This is a genomic window from Allobosea sp. 67-29 (assembly GCF_001898115.1).
Lineage (GTDB): Bacteria > Pseudomonadota > Alphaproteobacteria > Rhizobiales > Beijerinckiaceae > Allobosea.
Window position 1 is genome coordinate 429,598 of sequence record NZ_MKSQ01000026.1, and the last position, 15,323, is coordinate 444,920.

Annotated in this window: 13 protein-coding genes; 4 read left to right on the top strand and 9 right to left on the bottom strand. The window is 67.4% G+C overall.

The window, feature by feature from the left end; all coding sequences use genetic code 11:
- Positions 1–3 precede the first annotated feature (3 nt).
- Positions 4–1,107 carry a CobW family GTP-binding protein gene (locus BGO20_RS21100; protein ID WP_291659428.1) on the top strand — a complete coding sequence of 368 codons (1,104 nt, stop codon included), beginning with the start codon at positions 4–6 and terminating at the stop codon, positions 1,105–1,107.
- Between the two features lie 8 nt (positions 1,108–1,115).
- Here BGO20_RS21100 and BGO20_RS21105 read toward each other — a convergent pair whose 3' ends face one another.
- The 3 genes from BGO20_RS21105 to BGO20_RS21115 form a co-directional block, all read right to left on the bottom strand.
- Positions 1,116–2,735, bottom strand: coding sequence for an AMP-binding protein (locus BGO20_RS21105; protein ID WP_291659429.1), 1,620 nt, complete (start codon positions 2,733–2,735; stop codon positions 1,116–1,118).
- A 96-nt stretch (positions 2,736–2,831) separates the two neighbouring features.
- Entirely contained in the window at positions 2,832–3,881 is a 1,050-nt protein-coding gene (locus BGO20_RS21110; protein WP_291659430.1) for an ABC transporter substrate-binding protein, read from the bottom strand.
- 131 nt (positions 3,882–4,012) lie between these two features.
- The gene (locus BGO20_RS21115; protein ID WP_291659943.1) at positions 4,013–4,471 is read right to left on the bottom strand and encodes an Lrp/AsnC ligand binding domain-containing protein; all 459 of its coding nucleotides are present in this window, start codon (positions 4,469–4,471) and stop codon (positions 4,013–4,015) included.
- Between the two features lie 125 nt (positions 4,472–4,596).
- Here BGO20_RS21115 and putA point away from each other — a divergent pair, with 125 nt between their 5' ends.
- Positions 4,597–7,686: a bifunctional proline dehydrogenase/L-glutamate gamma-semialdehyde dehydrogenase PutA gene (gene putA, locus BGO20_RS21120; RefSeq protein WP_291659431.1), complete on the top strand. Its 3,090-nt coding sequence runs from the start codon at positions 4,597–4,599 to the stop codon at positions 7,684–7,686.
- Between the two features lie 54 nt (positions 7,687–7,740).
- Here the strand turns inward: putA and BGO20_RS21125 are convergent, their stop codons facing one another.
- On the bottom strand, positions 7,741–8,841 hold the full coding sequence (locus tag BGO20_RS21125) for an NADH:flavin oxidoreductase/NADH oxidase (protein WP_291659432.1): 1,101 nt from the start codon (positions 8,839–8,841) through the stop codon (positions 7,741–7,743).
- 92 nt (positions 8,842–8,933) lie between these two features.
- Here BGO20_RS21125 and BGO20_RS21130 point away from each other — a divergent pair, with 92 nt between their 5' ends.
- Both BGO20_RS21130 and BGO20_RS21135 read left to right on the top strand, forming a co-directional pair.
- On the top strand, positions 8,934–9,239 hold the full coding sequence (locus BGO20_RS21130) for an ArsR/SmtB family transcription factor (RefSeq protein WP_291659433.1): 306 nt from the start codon (positions 8,934–8,936) through the stop codon (positions 9,237–9,239).
- 43 nt (positions 9,240–9,282) lie between these two features.
- On the top strand, positions 9,283–9,777 hold the full coding sequence (locus tag BGO20_RS21135; protein ID WP_291659434.1) for an RNA pyrophosphohydrolase: 495 nt from the start codon (positions 9,283–9,285) through the stop codon (positions 9,775–9,777).
- Positions 9,778–9,954: 177 nt separating this feature from the next.
- Here BGO20_RS21135 and BGO20_RS21140 read toward each other — a convergent pair whose 3' ends face one another.
- From BGO20_RS21140 to BGO20_RS21160, 5 genes are all read right to left on the bottom strand, one after another.
- Positions 9,955–10,368 (bottom strand): F0F1 ATP synthase subunit epsilon, encoded by a 414-nt coding sequence (locus tag BGO20_RS21140; RefSeq protein WP_291659435.1) that lies wholly within the window; start codon positions 10,366–10,368, stop codon positions 9,955–9,957.
- A gap of 113 nt (positions 10,369–10,481) precedes the next feature.
- Positions 10,482–11,966, bottom strand: a complete 1,485-nt coding sequence (atpD, locus tag BGO20_RS21145) for a F0F1 ATP synthase subunit beta (protein WP_291659436.1) — start codon at positions 11,964–11,966, stop codon at positions 10,482–10,484.
- A 74-nt stretch (positions 11,967–12,040) separates the two neighbouring features.
- On the bottom strand, positions 12,041–12,910 hold the full coding sequence (locus BGO20_RS21150; RefSeq protein WP_291659437.1) for a F0F1 ATP synthase subunit gamma: 870 nt from the start codon (positions 12,908–12,910) through the stop codon (positions 12,041–12,043).
- A gap of 134 nt (positions 12,911–13,044) precedes the next feature.
- Positions 13,045–14,577 (bottom strand): F0F1 ATP synthase subunit alpha, encoded by a 1,533-nt coding sequence (atpA, locus tag BGO20_RS21155; protein WP_291659438.1) that lies wholly within the window; start codon positions 14,575–14,577, stop codon positions 13,045–13,047.
- Positions 14,577–15,146: a F0F1 ATP synthase subunit delta gene (locus tag BGO20_RS21160; RefSeq protein WP_291659439.1), complete on the bottom strand. Its 570-nt coding sequence runs from the start codon at positions 15,144–15,146 to the stop codon at positions 14,577–14,579. The genes atpA and BGO20_RS21160 overlap by 1 nt, the downstream gene beginning before the upstream one ends.
- Positions 15,147–15,323 lie beyond the last annotated feature (177 nt).

Genomic DNA, 15,323 nt, shown 5'->3' on the forward strand with positions numbered 1-15,323 from the left:
GTGATGACCGGCGACCCCGCCCGCCCCGCCCCCATTCCCCTGACGCTGCTCACCGGCTTCCTCGGCGCCGGCAAGACGACCCTGCTCAACCGCCTGTTGAGGGACCCGGCCCTGGCCGACACCGTCGTGCTCATCAACGAGTTCGGCGAGGTCGGGCTCGACCATCTCATGGTCGAGGGCGTCGCGGACAACATGATTCTGCTCGAATCCGGCTGCCTGTGCTGCACCATCCGCGACGATCTGATCGTCACGCTGGAAGACCTGCTTCGCCGCCGCGACAATGGCCGTATCGGCGCGTTCTCCCGGCTCGTCATCGAGACGACAGGCCTTGCCGACCCCGCGCCGATCCTCAACGTCCTGATCAACCATCCCTATCTCGCCATGCGCTTCCGGCTCGACGGCGTCGTGACGCTGGTCGACGCGGTCAACGGGATGGCGACGCTCGACGCCCATGAGGAAGCGCGCCGGCAGGTCGTCGCCGCCGACCGGCTCGTGCTGACCAAGACGGATATCGCCGCACCCGAAAGCGTCGCGGCCCTGCGCTCCCGCCTGCTGGCGCTCAATCCCGGCATCGGGATCCTGCCACCGGATGCGGCGGCCTCGACGCTGCTGGGCGCCGGCCTCTACAATCTGGCACAGCGGCCCCACGCGCTGCGGCACTGGCTGGCGGAAGATGCCCTGCCGGGTCATCACGGCCACGCTCATCATGATCACCACCACCACGGCCATGAGCACCGTCACGGCCAGGCCGCGCACGACGTCAACCGCCACGACGCCGCGATCCGCGCCTTCGCGCTGACCGCCGAGCACCCGGTGGCGCAGCAGACCTTCGACCTGTTCTGGACGCTGCTGCGCTCGATCCACGGGCCGCGCCTGCTGCGGCTCAAAGGCCTCGTCCAGCTCGCCGACCAGCCGGAACGGCCGCTGCTGGTGCATGCCGTGCAGCAGATCCTGCATCCGCCGATCCGCCTCGACGCGTGGCCGGACAGCGACCGGCGCTCCCGCCTCGTCCTGATCGTCAAGGATGTCGAGGAGGAGACCGTCCAGCGGCTCTGGGCCGCCTTCCTCGGTCAGCAGGCCCGCACGGATGCCGTCCAGCCGGCCTGAGCGGGCCTTCAGGCCTCCGCGCGCAGCAGGCGGCGGATGATCTTGCCCGTCGTGGTCATGGGCAGCTCGTCGCGGAAAGCGATCTCGCGCGGGTATTCATGCGCCGCGAGCCGCGCCCGGACGAAATTCTGCAACTCCGAGACGAGGGCGGAGGAGGCACTGCGACCCGGCTTGAGCACCACGAAGGCCTTGACGATCTCGGTGCGCAGCGCATCGGGCTTGCCGACCGCCGCCGCCAGCGCCACGGCCGGATGCCGGAGCAGGCAATCCTCGATCTCGCCCGGCCCGATCCGATAGCCGGAGGAGGTGATGACGTCGTCGTCGCGGCCGATGAAGCGGAAATACCCGTCTTCGTCCTGCACACCCTCGTCGCCGGTCGTCATCCAGTCGCCGATGAATTTTGCCGCCGTGGCGGCCGGGTTGTTCCAGTAGCCGAGGAACATCACCGGGTCGGGCCGGCGCACCGCGATCTGACCCTCTTCGCCGGCAGCGCAGACCGTACCATCCGTCCGGATGATCGCCACCTCATGCCCCGGCACCGCCTTGCCGATCGCCCCCGGCCGGCTGACGCCGAGCGCGGCACTCGAGGCCAGCACGAGATTGCATTCGGTCTGGCCATAGGCCTCGTTGATGGTCAGGCCGAGCGCCTCGCGACCCCATTCCAGGGTCTCGGCGCCGAGCGCCTCGCCCGCGGCGGCGACCGTCCTGAGGTTCAGCTTGAAGCGCCCCTGTGGACTGCCGGCGCCACGCAGCATCCGGAGCGCGGTCGGTGGCACGAAGGCGTTACGGATACCGAGGTCCTGCATCAGCCGATAGGCTTCGTCCGGCTCGAAGCGCGTCACCGGCCGCGCCACCACCGCGACGCCGAAATGCAGCGCCGGGAGCAGCATGTTGAGCAGCCCGCCGGCCCAGGCCCAGTCCGCCGGCGTCCAGGCGAGATCGCCCGGTCGCGGCATGAACTCGTGCGGCATCTGCACGCCCGGCAGATGGCCCGGCAGCACGCGGTGGCCATGCAGGGCCCCCTTCGGATTGCCGGTCGTCCCAGAGGTGTAGATCATCAGCGCCGGATCGTCGGGCGTCGTATCGAGGGGCGTGAACTGCGGGCTCGCGCCGGCGAGCAATGCCTCCCAATCCTCGGTGCTGCCATCGCGGCCATCGGTCGAGATGGTGAGCGCCAGATCGGGCAAGGGCTCGCGAATCTGGCGCAGCTTCGCCAGCCCGGCCTCATTCGTCACGACGACCTTGGCGCCCGAATCCGCCAGCCGGTAGGCCAGCGCGTCGACGCCGAACAACGCCGCCAGCGGCACCGCGATGGCGCCGAGCTTGTAGGCTGCGAGATGGGCCGTCAGGACGGCACGTCCCTGCGGCAGCAGAATCGCGATGCGGTCTCCCCGCGTGACGCCGCGGGCCTGCAGCGCATTGGCGAGCCGGTTCGAATGCTCGCGGAACCAGCCATAGCTGACAGGCGCGACCTGCCAGTCTTTCGAGACCTCGATGATGGCCGGACGCTCCGGCTCGGCGCGCGCCCAGCGGTCGCAGACGTCTACGGCGATGTTGTAGCGATCGGGGATTCGCCAGCGGAAGGCATCGCGAAGGCGGGCATGGTCAGGCTGGTCGGGCAGATGCAACGAACCGGGATCCGGTGAAAAAGGCGCCGCAAGATAGGCACCTCTCCCGGCGCTGTCACCACCGGATCGGCCAGGCGGGACTGCGTGTGGCGCTTGTCAGAACAGCCGTTCGTCCATGGCCGGAAGATAGGCGTCGGTAAAGCTGTCCGCAGCACGCCCCCTGTCCTTGAAGGGCTGCGCCAGCGCGAGCTGGTCCAGGGCCTGCCCCCAGCGCACGGGATCGACCGCGCCGATTCCGTGCTGCCTGACATGGGGCGTCAGGACGTTCTGCTCCAGCGTCAGGACGAGTCGTTCGCGCTCGACGGCCGGCTGGGCATTCTCGGCCCGTCGGACGATCAACTGCACACCGAACTCGGGATCCGCGGCGACGTCCCGGATCCCGCGCAGGATCGCGCGCAGCAACCCCCGCACCGCACCCGGCTCGCTGGCCGCGAACTTCGCCGAGACCATGACGGCATGGCCGTAGAGCAGCAGCCCGTGATCGGCCATCGACATCTCAACGAGGTCGTCGGCGGGCACGCCGCGTGCCTTCAGGCTGGGAAGCGAGGATGGGCCATAGCCGAAGAAGCCGTCGACCTCGCCCGAGCCCAGCATCGGCTCGCGAACGGCGAAACCGATGTTCTCGAGCTTCACCTTGCCTTCGTCGATCCGGTTCAGCTTGCTGAAGATCGGCCACTGCGCGAAGGCGGCATCGCCCGCGGGGGCGCCGAGCCTCCGCCCCTCGAGGCTTGCAGGCAGCGGGGTTATCCCGCGGCTGCGTCGCCCGATGATCGCGAAAGGCGCCCGGTCGTGGACGATCATCACCGCCTTTGGGTCCTGCCCGGCATTCGCATCGCGGAAGCGGATCAGCGCATTGATATCGCCGAACGCGGCCTCGAAATCGCCCGAGGCCAGTTGAGCGGGAGCCTGGCGCGATCCGTTGATCGTCTCGAAGCGCACCTCCAGCCCCTCATCGCGGAAATGGCCCTTCTCCTGGGCGGCAAGCAGCAATGCCGTCGGCCCCTCGATGCGCCAGTCCAGCAGAAAGCGGATCGGCGCGGCCGCCCGCACCTCTCGGCTGGCCAGGCCCGATGCGGCGGCGCCGGCCCACGCGATGAAGGCGCGGCGCGAGAGCGGAACGAGTACGCGACGCGAAAGCACCGGCATCTGAACCTCGAAAACTCCCCTGGAGACACCGGCCCGGCCCATCTCGCCGACCCCGAGCTGCTTCCGAAAGCATCCTGACATCACAACGCGTTGAAATCACGTCAACATCGCCACGACTTTCGACATGCCCGTCAGAGCGGCAGCGCACCGTCCGTCTTGACCTCCTCCATGACGGCATAGGTGCGTGTCTCGCGCACTGCCGGCAGGGCCAGCAGGACCTCGCCGAGGAAGTGGCGGTAAGCGTTCATGTCGGCCACACGAGTCTTGACGAGATAGTCGAAGCCACCGGCGACCATATGGCATTCCAGCACCTCCGGCGCTCGCTTCACCGCCGCCGCGAAACGCTCAAAAGCATCAGGCGTCGTCTTGTCGAGATAGACCTCGACGAACACGAGGAGGTGCAATCCCAGCTTCGCCGGATCGAGCGTGGCGCGATAGCCCGTGATGTATCCGTCCCGCGTCAGTCGCTTCAGCCGCTCCCCCGTGGCGGTCGGGGACAAGCCGACCTTCTCGGCCAGCTCCACCCCCGCGATCCGGCCATCGGCCTGCAGCAGCGACAGGATGCGGCGATCCGTACGGTCAATCATGATAAATCTCTATCGATATCGATTTTTATAGAGAAATGTAAACCAGCAACGCCAGCAATGCCAATTGATATCCGGCAAGACTGCGACCATCCTTCAGATATCACCGATCGCCTTGCCGGAGCCTGTTCATGGCAACCCCCACCCTCCCGCCCTTCCGCGCGCCTTATGCCGAGGATGACGGCACCATCGCCGGCCGGCTGCTCGCGGGCAGCCGCCGTGATCCGGCCGCCAAGGCCCGGATCGATGCGCGCGCCACCGGACTGATCGAGGCGATCCGCACTCGCAAGGCCGGTCTGGGCGGCATCGAGGAGCTGCTGCGGGAATATTCGCTCTCGACCAAGGAGGGCCTCGCCCTGATGGTCCTGGCGGAAGCGCTGTTGCGCGTGCCCGACGCCGCCACCGCCGACCGGCTGATCGAGGACAAGCTCGGCCAGGGCGATTTCGCTCATCATGAAGCCAAGTCGGATGCGTTCCTGGTGTCCGCCTCGGCCTGGGCGCTCGGCATCACTGCGCGCGTCATCCAGCCGGGCGAGACGCCGACAGGCATCGTCAGCAGCCTGGCCAAGCGCCTGGGCGTCCCGACCGTGCGCACCGCGACACGTCAGGCCATGCGCGTGATGGGCAATCACTTCGTCCTTGGCCAGACCATCGAGGAGGCGCTGAAGCGTGCCCGCTCCGGCACGGGCAAGCTCTATCGCTACTCCTTCGACATGCTGGGCGAGGGCGCGCGCACGCAGGCCGATGCCGACCGCTACTTCACCTCCTATACCGCTGCGATCGACGCGATCGGCCGCTCGGCTGGCAACGACCGATTGCCGAACCGCCCGGGGATCTCGGTCAAGCTCTCGGCGCTGCACCCACGTTACGAGGCGACGAGCCATGAGCGGGTGATGACCGAGCTGGTGCCGAAGGCGATCGCGCTCGCCCGCCAGGCCAAGAGCTACGATCTCAACTTCACCATCGATGCCGAGGAGGCGGACCGGCTCGAACTCTCGCTCGATGTGATCGATGCCGTCTTCGCCGACACCTCGCTCGACGGCTGGGACGGCTTCGGCCTTGCCATTCAGGCGTATCAGAAGCGCGCCTCGGCGGTGATCGACCATATGGGTCGGCTAGCCGAGATGCATAACCGGCGCATGATGGTGCGACTGGTCAAGGGCGCCTATTGGGACACTGAGCTCAAGCGCGCCCAGGAGCGCGGCCTGCCCGACTATCCGGTCTTCACCCGCAAGGCGATGACCGACCTGAACTACGAGGCCTGCGCCGCCCAGCTCCTGAAGCTCAGGCCCCGCATCATCCCGCAATTCGCCACGCACAACGCGCTGACCGTCGCGACCGTGGCCGAGATGGCGGGCAATGCCGAAGGCTTCGAGTTCCAGCGCCTGCACGGCATGGGCGAGGCGCTCTACGAGAAGCTGCTGCGCGAGAACGACGGCTATGCCTGCCGCACCTATGCGCCGGTCGGAGGGCATCAGGACCTGCTTGCCTATCTCGTGCGGCGCCTGCTCGAGAATGGCGCCAACTCCTCCTTCGTCAGCGCCTCGGGGGACCCCGACGTGCCGGTTTCACAGCTCTTGCTCGCCCCCGCCGACATCATCGGCAGCCCCAGTGCCGCCCGCCATCGCCGCATTCCGCTTCCGGCCGATCTCTACGGCCCCTCGCGCAAGAACTCGGCCGGCACCGAGCTCGGCCATGAGGAGAGCCTCGATAGCCTGCTGAAGGAGATCGCCGCCGCCGGCAGCTTTCCGGATGCCGCGCCGATCATCGATGGAAAGCCCCAGCCCGGTGTCGCCCGCGAGGTGCGCTCCCCGATCGACGGCAAACCGATCGGCAAGGCGATCGAGGCCGACGCGGCAACGGCCGAGCGCGCCATGGCAGCGGCCGCAAAGGGCTTCCGCGCCTGGAGCGAGACGCCCGCCCGCATCCGCGCGGCGGCCCTGCGGAAGGCCGCCGACCTGATGGAGGCCCGTCGCGGCCTCTTGATCGCGCTGCTGCAAAGCGAAGCCGGCAAGACCATCGACGATGCGATCTCCGAAGTGCGCGAGGCGGTCGATTTCTGTCGCTACTATGCCGCCCAGGCGGAGGAGCACTTCGCCGCGCCGACCGTTCTGCCCGGCCCGACCGGCGAGGAGAACCGGCTGGTGCTGCGCGGTCGCGGCGCCTTTGTCTGCATCGCGCCCTGGAACTTTCCGCTCGCGATCTTCGCCGGACAGGTCGTGGCCGCGCTTGTGGCGGGCAACAGCGTCGTCGCCAAGCCCGCCCCGCAGACGCCGCTCATCGCCGCCGTCACCGTCAGGATCCTTCACGAGGCCGGCGTGCCGGCCACGGCGCTCCATCTCGTGCCCGGCGGCACCGAGGCGGGCGCGGCCCTCGTCGCGCATAAGGACGTGGCCGGCGTCGCCTTCACCGGCTCGACCGCCACCGCGCGCGGCATCAACCGGGCGCTCGCCGCCAAGGACGGGCCGATCGTACCGCTGATCGCCGAGACCGGCGGCCTCAACGCCATGATCGTCGATGCGACCGCGCTGCCCGAGCAGGTCAGTGACGACGTCGTGATGTCGGCCTTCCGCTCGGCCGGCCAGCGCTGCTCGGCCCTGCGCCTTCTGGTGGTGCAGGACGACGTCGCCGACAAGATGATCGAGATGATCGAGGGTGCGACCAGGGAGTTGAAGCTCGGCGATCCGCGCCGTCTCGACACTCATATCGGCCCGGTGATCGACGCCGCCGCCAAGCAGCGCCTGGACGGTCATCTCGCCGCCATGCGTCAGCAGGGCCGTGTTGCCTGGGCCGGGCAGGTGCCCGATCTCGGCGGCACCTTCGTGGCGCCGCATATCGTCAGGCTCGATCGGGTGAGCGACCTCACCGCCGAGCATTTCGGCCCCGTCCTTCATGTCGTGCGCTGGAAGGCTGGCGAGCTCGACAAGGTCATCGCCGCGATCGACGCCACCGGCTACGGCCTGACGCTCGGCGTCCACTCCCGCATCGAGGCGACGGTGGAACGTGTCGTCGAACGCCTCTCGGCCGGCAATGTCTACGTCAACCGCAACATCATCGGCGCGGTGGTCGGCGTGCAGCCCTTCGGCGGTCACGGGCTCTCCGGGACCGGCCCGAAGGCCGGTGGCCCGCATTACCTGACGCGCTTCGCCACCGAGCAGACGGTGACGATCAACACGGCTGCGGCCGGCGGCAACGCCAGCCTGATCGCGATGGGCGAATGATCGGAGGGGCCATGCAGCCCCTCCTCTTCCGTCGCCCGGCACGGATGAAGAACTTCAGGCGGCGCGATAGCGCGCCAGCCAATGTGCGTAGGGCGGCGGCAAGGTCGCCCAGGCCGGGTTCTCGACGCCGAGCGCCTGTGCCGCAGCATAAGGCCAGTGCGGATTGGCCAGCAGCGGCCGGCCGAGCGTCACGAGGTCGACCTTGCCTTCCCGCACCAGCGCATCGGCCTGCTCGGGCTGGCTGATGTACCAGCTCGTCGAGGCCGGCAGGCCGGCTTCGCGGCGCACCCGCTCGGCGATGGGCGCCAGGAAAGCCGGACCCCACGGGATCTTCGCCTCGTTGGTCGAGAAGCCGACGCTCACGTCGATGAAGTCGAGCCCCTCCTCCTTGAAGCGCTTCACCAGTTCGATCGCCTCGGCCAGTGTTTCCTCGTCGCGCCCGTCATACTCGATCACGCCGAGCCGGGCGGAGAGCGGCCGGTTCGCCGGCCAGACCTTGCGCACGGCCGCCAGCGTCTCGATCAGGAAGCGGCTGCGGTTCTCGAAGCTGCCGCCATAGGCGTCCTCGCGCCTGTTGGCATGCCGCGACAGGAAGCTTTGCGCGAGATAGCCATGGGCGAAGTGCAGCTTCAGCCACTGGATGCCGATGTCGCGGGCACGCTCGGCCGCCGCGACGAAATCGCCGCGCACGCGCTCGATATCGGCCATGGTCATCGCGCGCGGCACGCGCGGAAGCCCGCCGCCCTGCGCGACCGCAGAAGGCGCGATCGTTTCCCAGCCGCGCTCGTCATTGGCCGGGATATGGTCGTCGCCCTCCCAGGGCAGGTTGGCGCTGGCCTTGCGCCCGGCATGGCCGATCTGGATGCCGGAGACCGCACCGGCCTTGCGCATCTCCGCGACGATCGGCGCCAGCGCCTGCGCCTGTCCGTCGTTCCACAGCCCGAGGCAGCCGGGCGTGATCCGCCCTTCCGGAGAGACTCCGGTCGCCTCGATCACCACCAGCCCGGCACCGCCGCGCGCCAGCCCGGCAAGATGCGCCCGGTGCCATTCATTCGCGACGCCGTCCTGCGCCATGTACTGGCACATCGGCGAGGCGATGATGCGATTGCGAAGGGTGATGTCCTTCAGGCTGAAGGGATCGAACAGGCCCGGCATGATGCGGCTCCGTGCAAATGAGTTTTGATGCTTCGATAGTTCGATATTTTTCGAACTTTGGCAAGTTCAAACCTTTGTGATAGGCTGCGTCCATGCGCCATGCCCGCCTGCCCGCCTCTGAAGAAATCGCGCTCGAAGACGTCTTCCACGCGTTGAGCGACCCGTTCCGACTGGAAGTCGTTCGCCGGCTCGCGACCGAGGGCGAGCAAAGCTGCCAGGCACTGGAGGGCGACCGGCCGAAATCCAGCGTTTCCCATCATTTCCGCGTGCTGCGCGAGGCCGGGTTGATCCGTACCCGCAACGAGGGCGTGACGCGGATGAACGCGTTGCGGCGGGACGATATCGAGCAGCGCTTCCCGGGCCTGCTCGCCTGCGTCGCGCCCAGGCGCGACGACTGAGCTCCCTTTTCCGATCCGTTCGGCACCGCCCGATGCTCGCGCCATGAGCCTCCCCTATCGTCCCAATGTCGGCATCGCCCTGTTCAATGCGCAGGGCCTCGTTTTCGCCGGCCGCTCGCACAGCGCCGGCCCCGAGATCGTCCTGCCGGGCTTCGACTGGCAGATGCCCCAGGGCGGTATCGACCCCGATGAGGACATCGACGCCGCCGCCCGCCGCGAACTGGAGGAGGAGACGGGAGTGACGCAAACCGAACTGCTTGCCGTGACCGGCGAATGGTGGAGCTACGATTTTCCACCCTATGACGGCCCGCCGCACAAGCTCTCGGCGTTCCGGGGCCAGCGTCAACGCTGGGTCGCGTACCGCTTCACCGGCGACGACGCGGCGATGGATATCGCCAAGCCCAATGGCGACGAGCCGCCCGAGTTCAGCGAATGGCGCTGGCGGCCGCTTGCCGAGATGCCTCGGCTGGTCGTGCCGTTCAAACGGCCGGTCTACGAGAAGGTGGTGCAGGCCTTCGCGGCATTCGCGGCGCCTTGAGCCGATAGCGCGCCATCAGCGCGCGCAGCGGGGCGCAGGCCCGAAAGCCCCGTGCGGAATGGAGCGCCGCTTCATCCGGAGTGCTCCGGTCAAACCCGGATATGATGACCGGCTGGCTATACCAACGAAAAAGGGCCGCACATGCGGCCCTTGTGCATTCCGAAGCTCAGGCGCAGATCACGCCGCCTTGCGCTGCTCGAAGACGTGCTTGAACTCGCGCAGCTGCACCAAGGTCTCGTGCAGTCGCTTCTTGTCCTCTTCCGTGTGGGCGCCGGCAATGCGCGTCTCGACGGTCAGGATCTCGGCGTCGAGCACGCCGGTGTCGACATCCTCGAGGAACTTGCCCTGCTCGGCCAGGATCGTCGTCGTCTCGTGGTTGACCTCGACGAGGCCGCCATTGACGAAGAATTCCTTGCCGTTGCTCTCGGTGGTCTGGACGAAGACAATGCCGGTCTTGAGCGTCGCGACGAGCGGCGCATGGCCGGCGAGCACGGTCATCTCGCCCTCGACGGAGGGGACGATGACGCTGACGACATCGCCCGAGAACAGGATGCGCTCCGGCGAGACGAGTTCGAACTTGAAGGTGGCCATCGTTTCATTCTCCCCGGCTCGTCATGGCCGGGTCTGACCCGGCCATCTCGGAAACCAGCGGTTTCTGGTCATGAGATCCCCGGGACGAGCCCGGGGATGACGCATACCGCAGCTTACGCGGCCTCGGCGGCCAGGCGCTGGGCCTTCTCGACGGCTTCCTCGATCGAGCCGACCATGTAGAAGGCCGCCTCCGGCAGGTGGTCGTACTTGCCCTCGACCAGACCCTTGAAGCCCTTGATCGTGTCCTCGAGCGAGACGAGCTTGCCGGGCGAGCCGGTGAAGACTTCCGCGACGTGGAAGGGCTGCGACAGGAAGCGCTCGATCTTGCGGGCGCGGGCGACCGTCATCTTGTCGTCTTCCGAGAGCTCATCCATGCCCAGGATTGCGATGATGTCCTGCAGCGCCTTGTAGCGCTGGAGCACCTGCTGGACCTGGCGGGCTACCGCGTAGTGCTCCTCGCCGACGATGTCGGCCGAGAGCATGCGCGAGGTCGAGTCGAGCGGGTCGACCGCCGGATAGATGCCCTTTTCCGCGATCGAGCGCGACAGCACGGTCGTGGCGTCAAGGTGGGCGAAGGAGGTCGCCGGCGCCGGGTCGGTCAGGTCGTCCGCCGGCACGTAGATCGCCTGCACCGAGGTGATCGAGCCCTTGGTCGTGGTGGTGATGCGCTCCTGCAGGTTGCCCATGTCGGTGGCGAGCGTCGGCTGATAGCCCACCGCCGAAGGAATGCGGCCGAGCAGCGCCGACACTTCCGAGCCTGCCTGGGTGAAGCGGAAGATGTTGTCGACGAAGAACAGCACGTCCTGACCCTGGTCGCGGAAGTGCTCGGCGACGGTGAGGCCCGAAAGCGCGACACGCATACGGGCGCCCGGGGGCTCGTTCATCTGGCCATAGACGAGGGCGCACTTGGAGCCGGCGGTCGAGCCGTTGTTCTCCTTCGGGTCCTTGTTGACGTTCGACTCGATCATCTCGTGATAGAGGTCGTTGCCTTCACGGGTGCGCTCGCCGACGCCGGCGAACACCGAGTAGCCGCCATGGGCCTTCGCGACGTTGTTGATCAGCTCCATGATCAGCACGGTCTTGCCGACGCCGGCGCCGCCGAACAGGCCGATCTTGCCGCCCTTGGCGTAGGGAGCCAGCAGGTCGACCACCTTGATGCCGGTGACGAGGATCTGCGCCTCGGTCGACTGCTCCGAATAGGCAGGGGCCGGCTGGTGGATGCCGCGGGTCGTGGTGGTCAGGATCGGGCCGGCTTCGTCGACCGGCTCGCCGATGACGTTCATGATGCGGCCGAGGCACTCGTCGCCGACCGGCACGGCGATCGGGGCGCCGGTATCGGTCACCGACTGGCCGCGAACCAGACCTTCGGTCGAGTCCATCGCGATGGTGCGCACCGTGTTCTCGCCGAGATGCTGCGCAACCTCGAGGACGAGGCGGTTGCCGAGGTTCTCGGTCTCCAGCGCGTTCAGAATCTCCGGCAGGGCGCCATCGAACTGCACGTCGACGACGGCGCCGATGACCTGGGCAACGCGGCCGGTGCCGGTGTTGGCGGGCTTCTCGGCGGTCTTCTTGGTGGTCTTGGTAGCGGCTTTGGCCATGGCGGAACCTCGGGACTAGCGCATTCGGATGTTTCGGCAGCCGGCGGCTTGCGCCACCGGCGAAGGCTGGGCGGTTAGAGCGCTTCCGCGCCGGAGATGATCTCGATCAGTTCCTTCGTGATCATCGCCTGGCGCGAGCGGTTGTAGAGCGTGGTCTGCTTCTTGATCATCTCGCCGGCGTTACGCGTGGCGGAATCCATCGCCGACATGCGCGCGCCCTGCTCGGAAGCGGCATTTTCCAGCAGCCCGCGCAGGATTTGGACGGTCAGGTTGCGCGGCAGCAGCGTCTCGAGGATCTCGCCCTCGTCCGGCTCGTAGTCGTAGACGGCTTCGGTCTGCTTCGTCCCTTCCGGGATCTCGGCCGGGATGATGCGCTGTGCCGTCGGGATCTGCGCGATCACCGAGCGGAACTTCGAGAAGAACAGCGTCGCAACGTCGAACTCGCCGTTGTTGAAGCGGGTCAGGATGTTCTGGGCGATGGCCTCGGCGTTGACGAAGCCGACCTGCTTGAACTCGCGCAGGTCGATGAACTCGATGATGTCGCTGGCGAACTGGCGACGCAGGATATCGTAGCCCTTCTTGCCGACGCAGATGATCTTGACGGTCTTGCCCTCGGCCTTCAGCGCCAATGCCTTGTCGCGGGCGAGGCGGGCGATCGAGGAGTTGAAGGCGCCGCACAGGCCGCGCTCGGCGGTCAGCACCAGCAGCAGCTGCACCTTGTCCGAGCCTGTGCCGGCGATCAGACGCGGGGCGCTCGAACCGGACACGCCGGAAGCGAGATTCGCCAGCACCGTTTCCATGCGTTCGGCATAGGGACGTGCGGCCTCGGCGGCCATCTGCGCCCGGCGCAGCTTCGCAGCCGCGACCATCTGCATGGCCTTGGTGATCTTCTGCGTCGCCTTCACCGAGGCGATGCGGTTTCTAAGATCCTTCAAAGAAGGCATGTGGCGCTCTCACCCCGTCATGGTCGACCGCGTCGACCATCCACGTCTTGAACCTAGATCTCATCACCCACGCACGCCGCCTTCGCGGCGAAAACGTGGATGGCCGGGCCGAGCCCGGCCATGACACCTGCAGATCAGGCGAAGGACTTCGCGAAGCCCTCGACGATCTCCTTCAGCTTCGCCGCATTGGCGTCCGAGAGATCCTTGGACGAGCCGATCTCGTCGAGGAGGTCGGCATGCTTCGAACGGACCAGAGCCAGCAGGCCGTCCTCGAAGGCACGAACCTTGTTGACCGGCAGCGGGTCGAGATAGCCGTTCACGCCGGCATAGATCACGACGACCTGCTCTTCCATCTTCAGCGGCGAGAACTGCGGCTGCTTGAGCAGCTCGGTCAGGCGGGCGCCGCGATTGAGCAGGCGCTGCGTGACCGCGTCGAGGTCCGAGCCGAACTGGGCGAAGGCGGCCATCTCGCGATACTGGGCGAGCTCGCCCTTGATCTTGCCGGCGACCTTCTTCGTCGCCTTGGTCTGCGCCGACGAACCGACGCGCGACACCGACAGGCCGACGTTCACCGCCGGGCGGATGCCCTGGTAGAACAGGTCCGTCTCCAGGAAGATCTGGCCGTCGGTGATCGAGATCACGTTGGTCGGGATGTAGGCGGACACGTCGTTCGCCTGCGTCTCGATGACCGGCAGCGCCGTCAGCGAGCCGAGGCCGGCGGCCTCGCCCATCTTCGCCGCGCGCTCGAGCAGGCGGGAGTGGAGATAGAACACGTCGCCCGGATAGGCCTCGCGGCCCGGCGGGCGGCGCAGCAGCAGGGACATCTGGCGGTAGGCGACGGCCTGCTTCGACAGGTCGTCATAGATGATCACGGCGTGCATGCCGTTGTCGCGGAAGAACTCGCCCATGGCGCAGCCGGCGAAGGGCGCCAGGAACTGCATCGGGGCGGCATCCGAGGCGGTGGCCGCGACGACGATCGAGTACTCCAGAGCGCCACGCTCCTCGAGCACCTTCACGAACTGGGCGACAGTCGAGCGCTTCTGGCCCACGGCGACGTACACGCAGTAGAGCTTCTGGCTCTCCGGGGCGCCTTCCGCGTTCAGCGACTTCTGATTGAGAATCGTGTCGAGCGCGACGGCGGTCTTGCCGGTCTGGCGGTCGCCGATGATGAGCTCGCGCTGGCCGCGGCCGATCGGGATCAGGGCGTCGATCGCCTTGAGGCCGGTCGCCATGGGCTCGTGCACCGACTTGCGCGGGATGATGCCGGGCGCCTTGACGTCGACGCGGGCGCGGGTCTTGGCCTTGATCGGGCCCTTTCCGTCGATCGGGTTGCCGAGCGCGTCGACGACGCGGCCGAGCAGCTCCTTGCCGACGGGAACGTCGACGATGGCGCCGGTGCGCTTGACGGTCTGGCCTTCCTTGATCTCGCGGTCGGAGCCGAAGATCACGACGCCGACATTGTCGCTCTCGAGGTTGAGCGCCATGCCGCGCACGCCGGATTCGAATTCGACCATCTCGCCGGCCTGGACCTTGTCGAGGCCATAGACGCGGGCGATGCCGTCACCGACGGAGAGAACCTGACCGACCTCGGTGACGGAAGCTTCGGAGCCGAAGTTCGAAATCTGGGCCTTCAGGATGGCGGAGATTTCAGCGGGGCGGATGTCCATCAGCCGACCTCTTTCATGGCAAGACGAATTGAATTGAGCTTGGTTTTCAGCGAGGCGTCGACCATGCGGGAGCCCATCTTGACGACGAGCCCGCCGATCAGCGCCGGGTCGACCTTGACGAGCAGGTCGACATCCTTGCCGGCGACGCCCTTCAGCGCCGCGCGGATCTCGTCGACGCGCTTGGCCGTGGGCTCCTCGGCGACCGTCACCTCGGCGGAGACGATGCCCTTGGCCTCGGCGACCAGGCGCTTGTAGCCTGCGATCATGCCCGGCAGCGCGAAGAGACGGCGCTTGCTGGCGACGAGGCCGATGAAATTGGCGGCGATACCGGTGATGCCGGCCTTTTCGAGCACGGCCTTGATCGCGGCGACCTGCTCCTCGGCGGTGAAGGCCGGGCTCTCGATCAGGCGGTTGAGGTCGGCGCTCTCGGCAAGCAGGCCATTGAAGGAATCGAGGGCGGCGGCAACGGTGTCGACGGCACCGTTCTCCTCAGCCAGCTCGAACAGAGCGGTGGCATAGCGCTGAGCTACGCCCGACACCAATGTCCCCTGCGATCCGCCTTCAGCCACGCTTCCCGTCTCTCGTTTCAAGGAACCGCACCGGCGACCTTCCTGGAAGAAGGTGGAGTGCATGGTCCCGGCGCTGCGAGTATCATTCGCGCAAAGCCGGCTAGACGACTTCGCGACCGAAATGTGGCGGTGCACTAGCATGCGGTTCCGGGGCACGCAATCGCTGATTGGGCGATG

Coding starts and splice junctions, on each gene's coding strand:
- BGO20_RS21150 (WP_291659437.1), bottom strand. CDS start 12,910: ATGCCTTCTTTGAAGGATCTTAGAAACCGCATCGCCTCGGTGAAGGCG.
- BGO20_RS21140 (WP_291659435.1), bottom strand. CDS start 10,368: ATGGCCACCTTCAAGTTCGAACTCGTCTCGCCGGAGCGCATCCTGTTC.
- BGO20_RS21125 (WP_291659432.1), bottom strand. CDS start 8,841: ATGCCGGGCCTGTTCGATCCCTTCAGCCTGAAGGACATCACCCTTCGC.
- BGO20_RS21110 (WP_291659430.1), bottom strand. CDS start 3,881: ATGCCGGTGCTTTCGCGTCGCGTACTCGTTCCGCTCTCGCGCCGCGCC.
- putA (WP_291659431.1), top strand. CDS start 4,597: ATGGCAACCCCCACCCTCCCGCCCTTCCGCGCGCCTTATGCCGAGGAT.
- atpA (WP_291659438.1), bottom strand. CDS start 14,577: ATGGACATCCGCCCCGCTGAAATCTCCGCCATCCTGAAGGCCCAGATT.
- BGO20_RS21135 (WP_291659434.1), top strand. CDS start 9,283: ATGAGCCTCCCCTATCGTCCCAATGTCGGCATCGCCCTGTTCAATGCG.
- BGO20_RS21130 (WP_291659433.1), top strand. CDS start 8,934: ATGCGCCATGCCCGCCTGCCCGCCTCTGAAGAAATCGCGCTCGAAGAC.
- BGO20_RS21100 (WP_291659428.1), top strand. CDS start 4: ATGACCGGCGACCCCGCCCGCCCCGCCCCCATTCCCCTGACGCTGCTC.
- atpD (WP_291659436.1), bottom strand. CDS start 11,966: ATGGCCAAAGCCGCTACCAAGACCACCAAGAAGACCGCCGAGAAGCCC.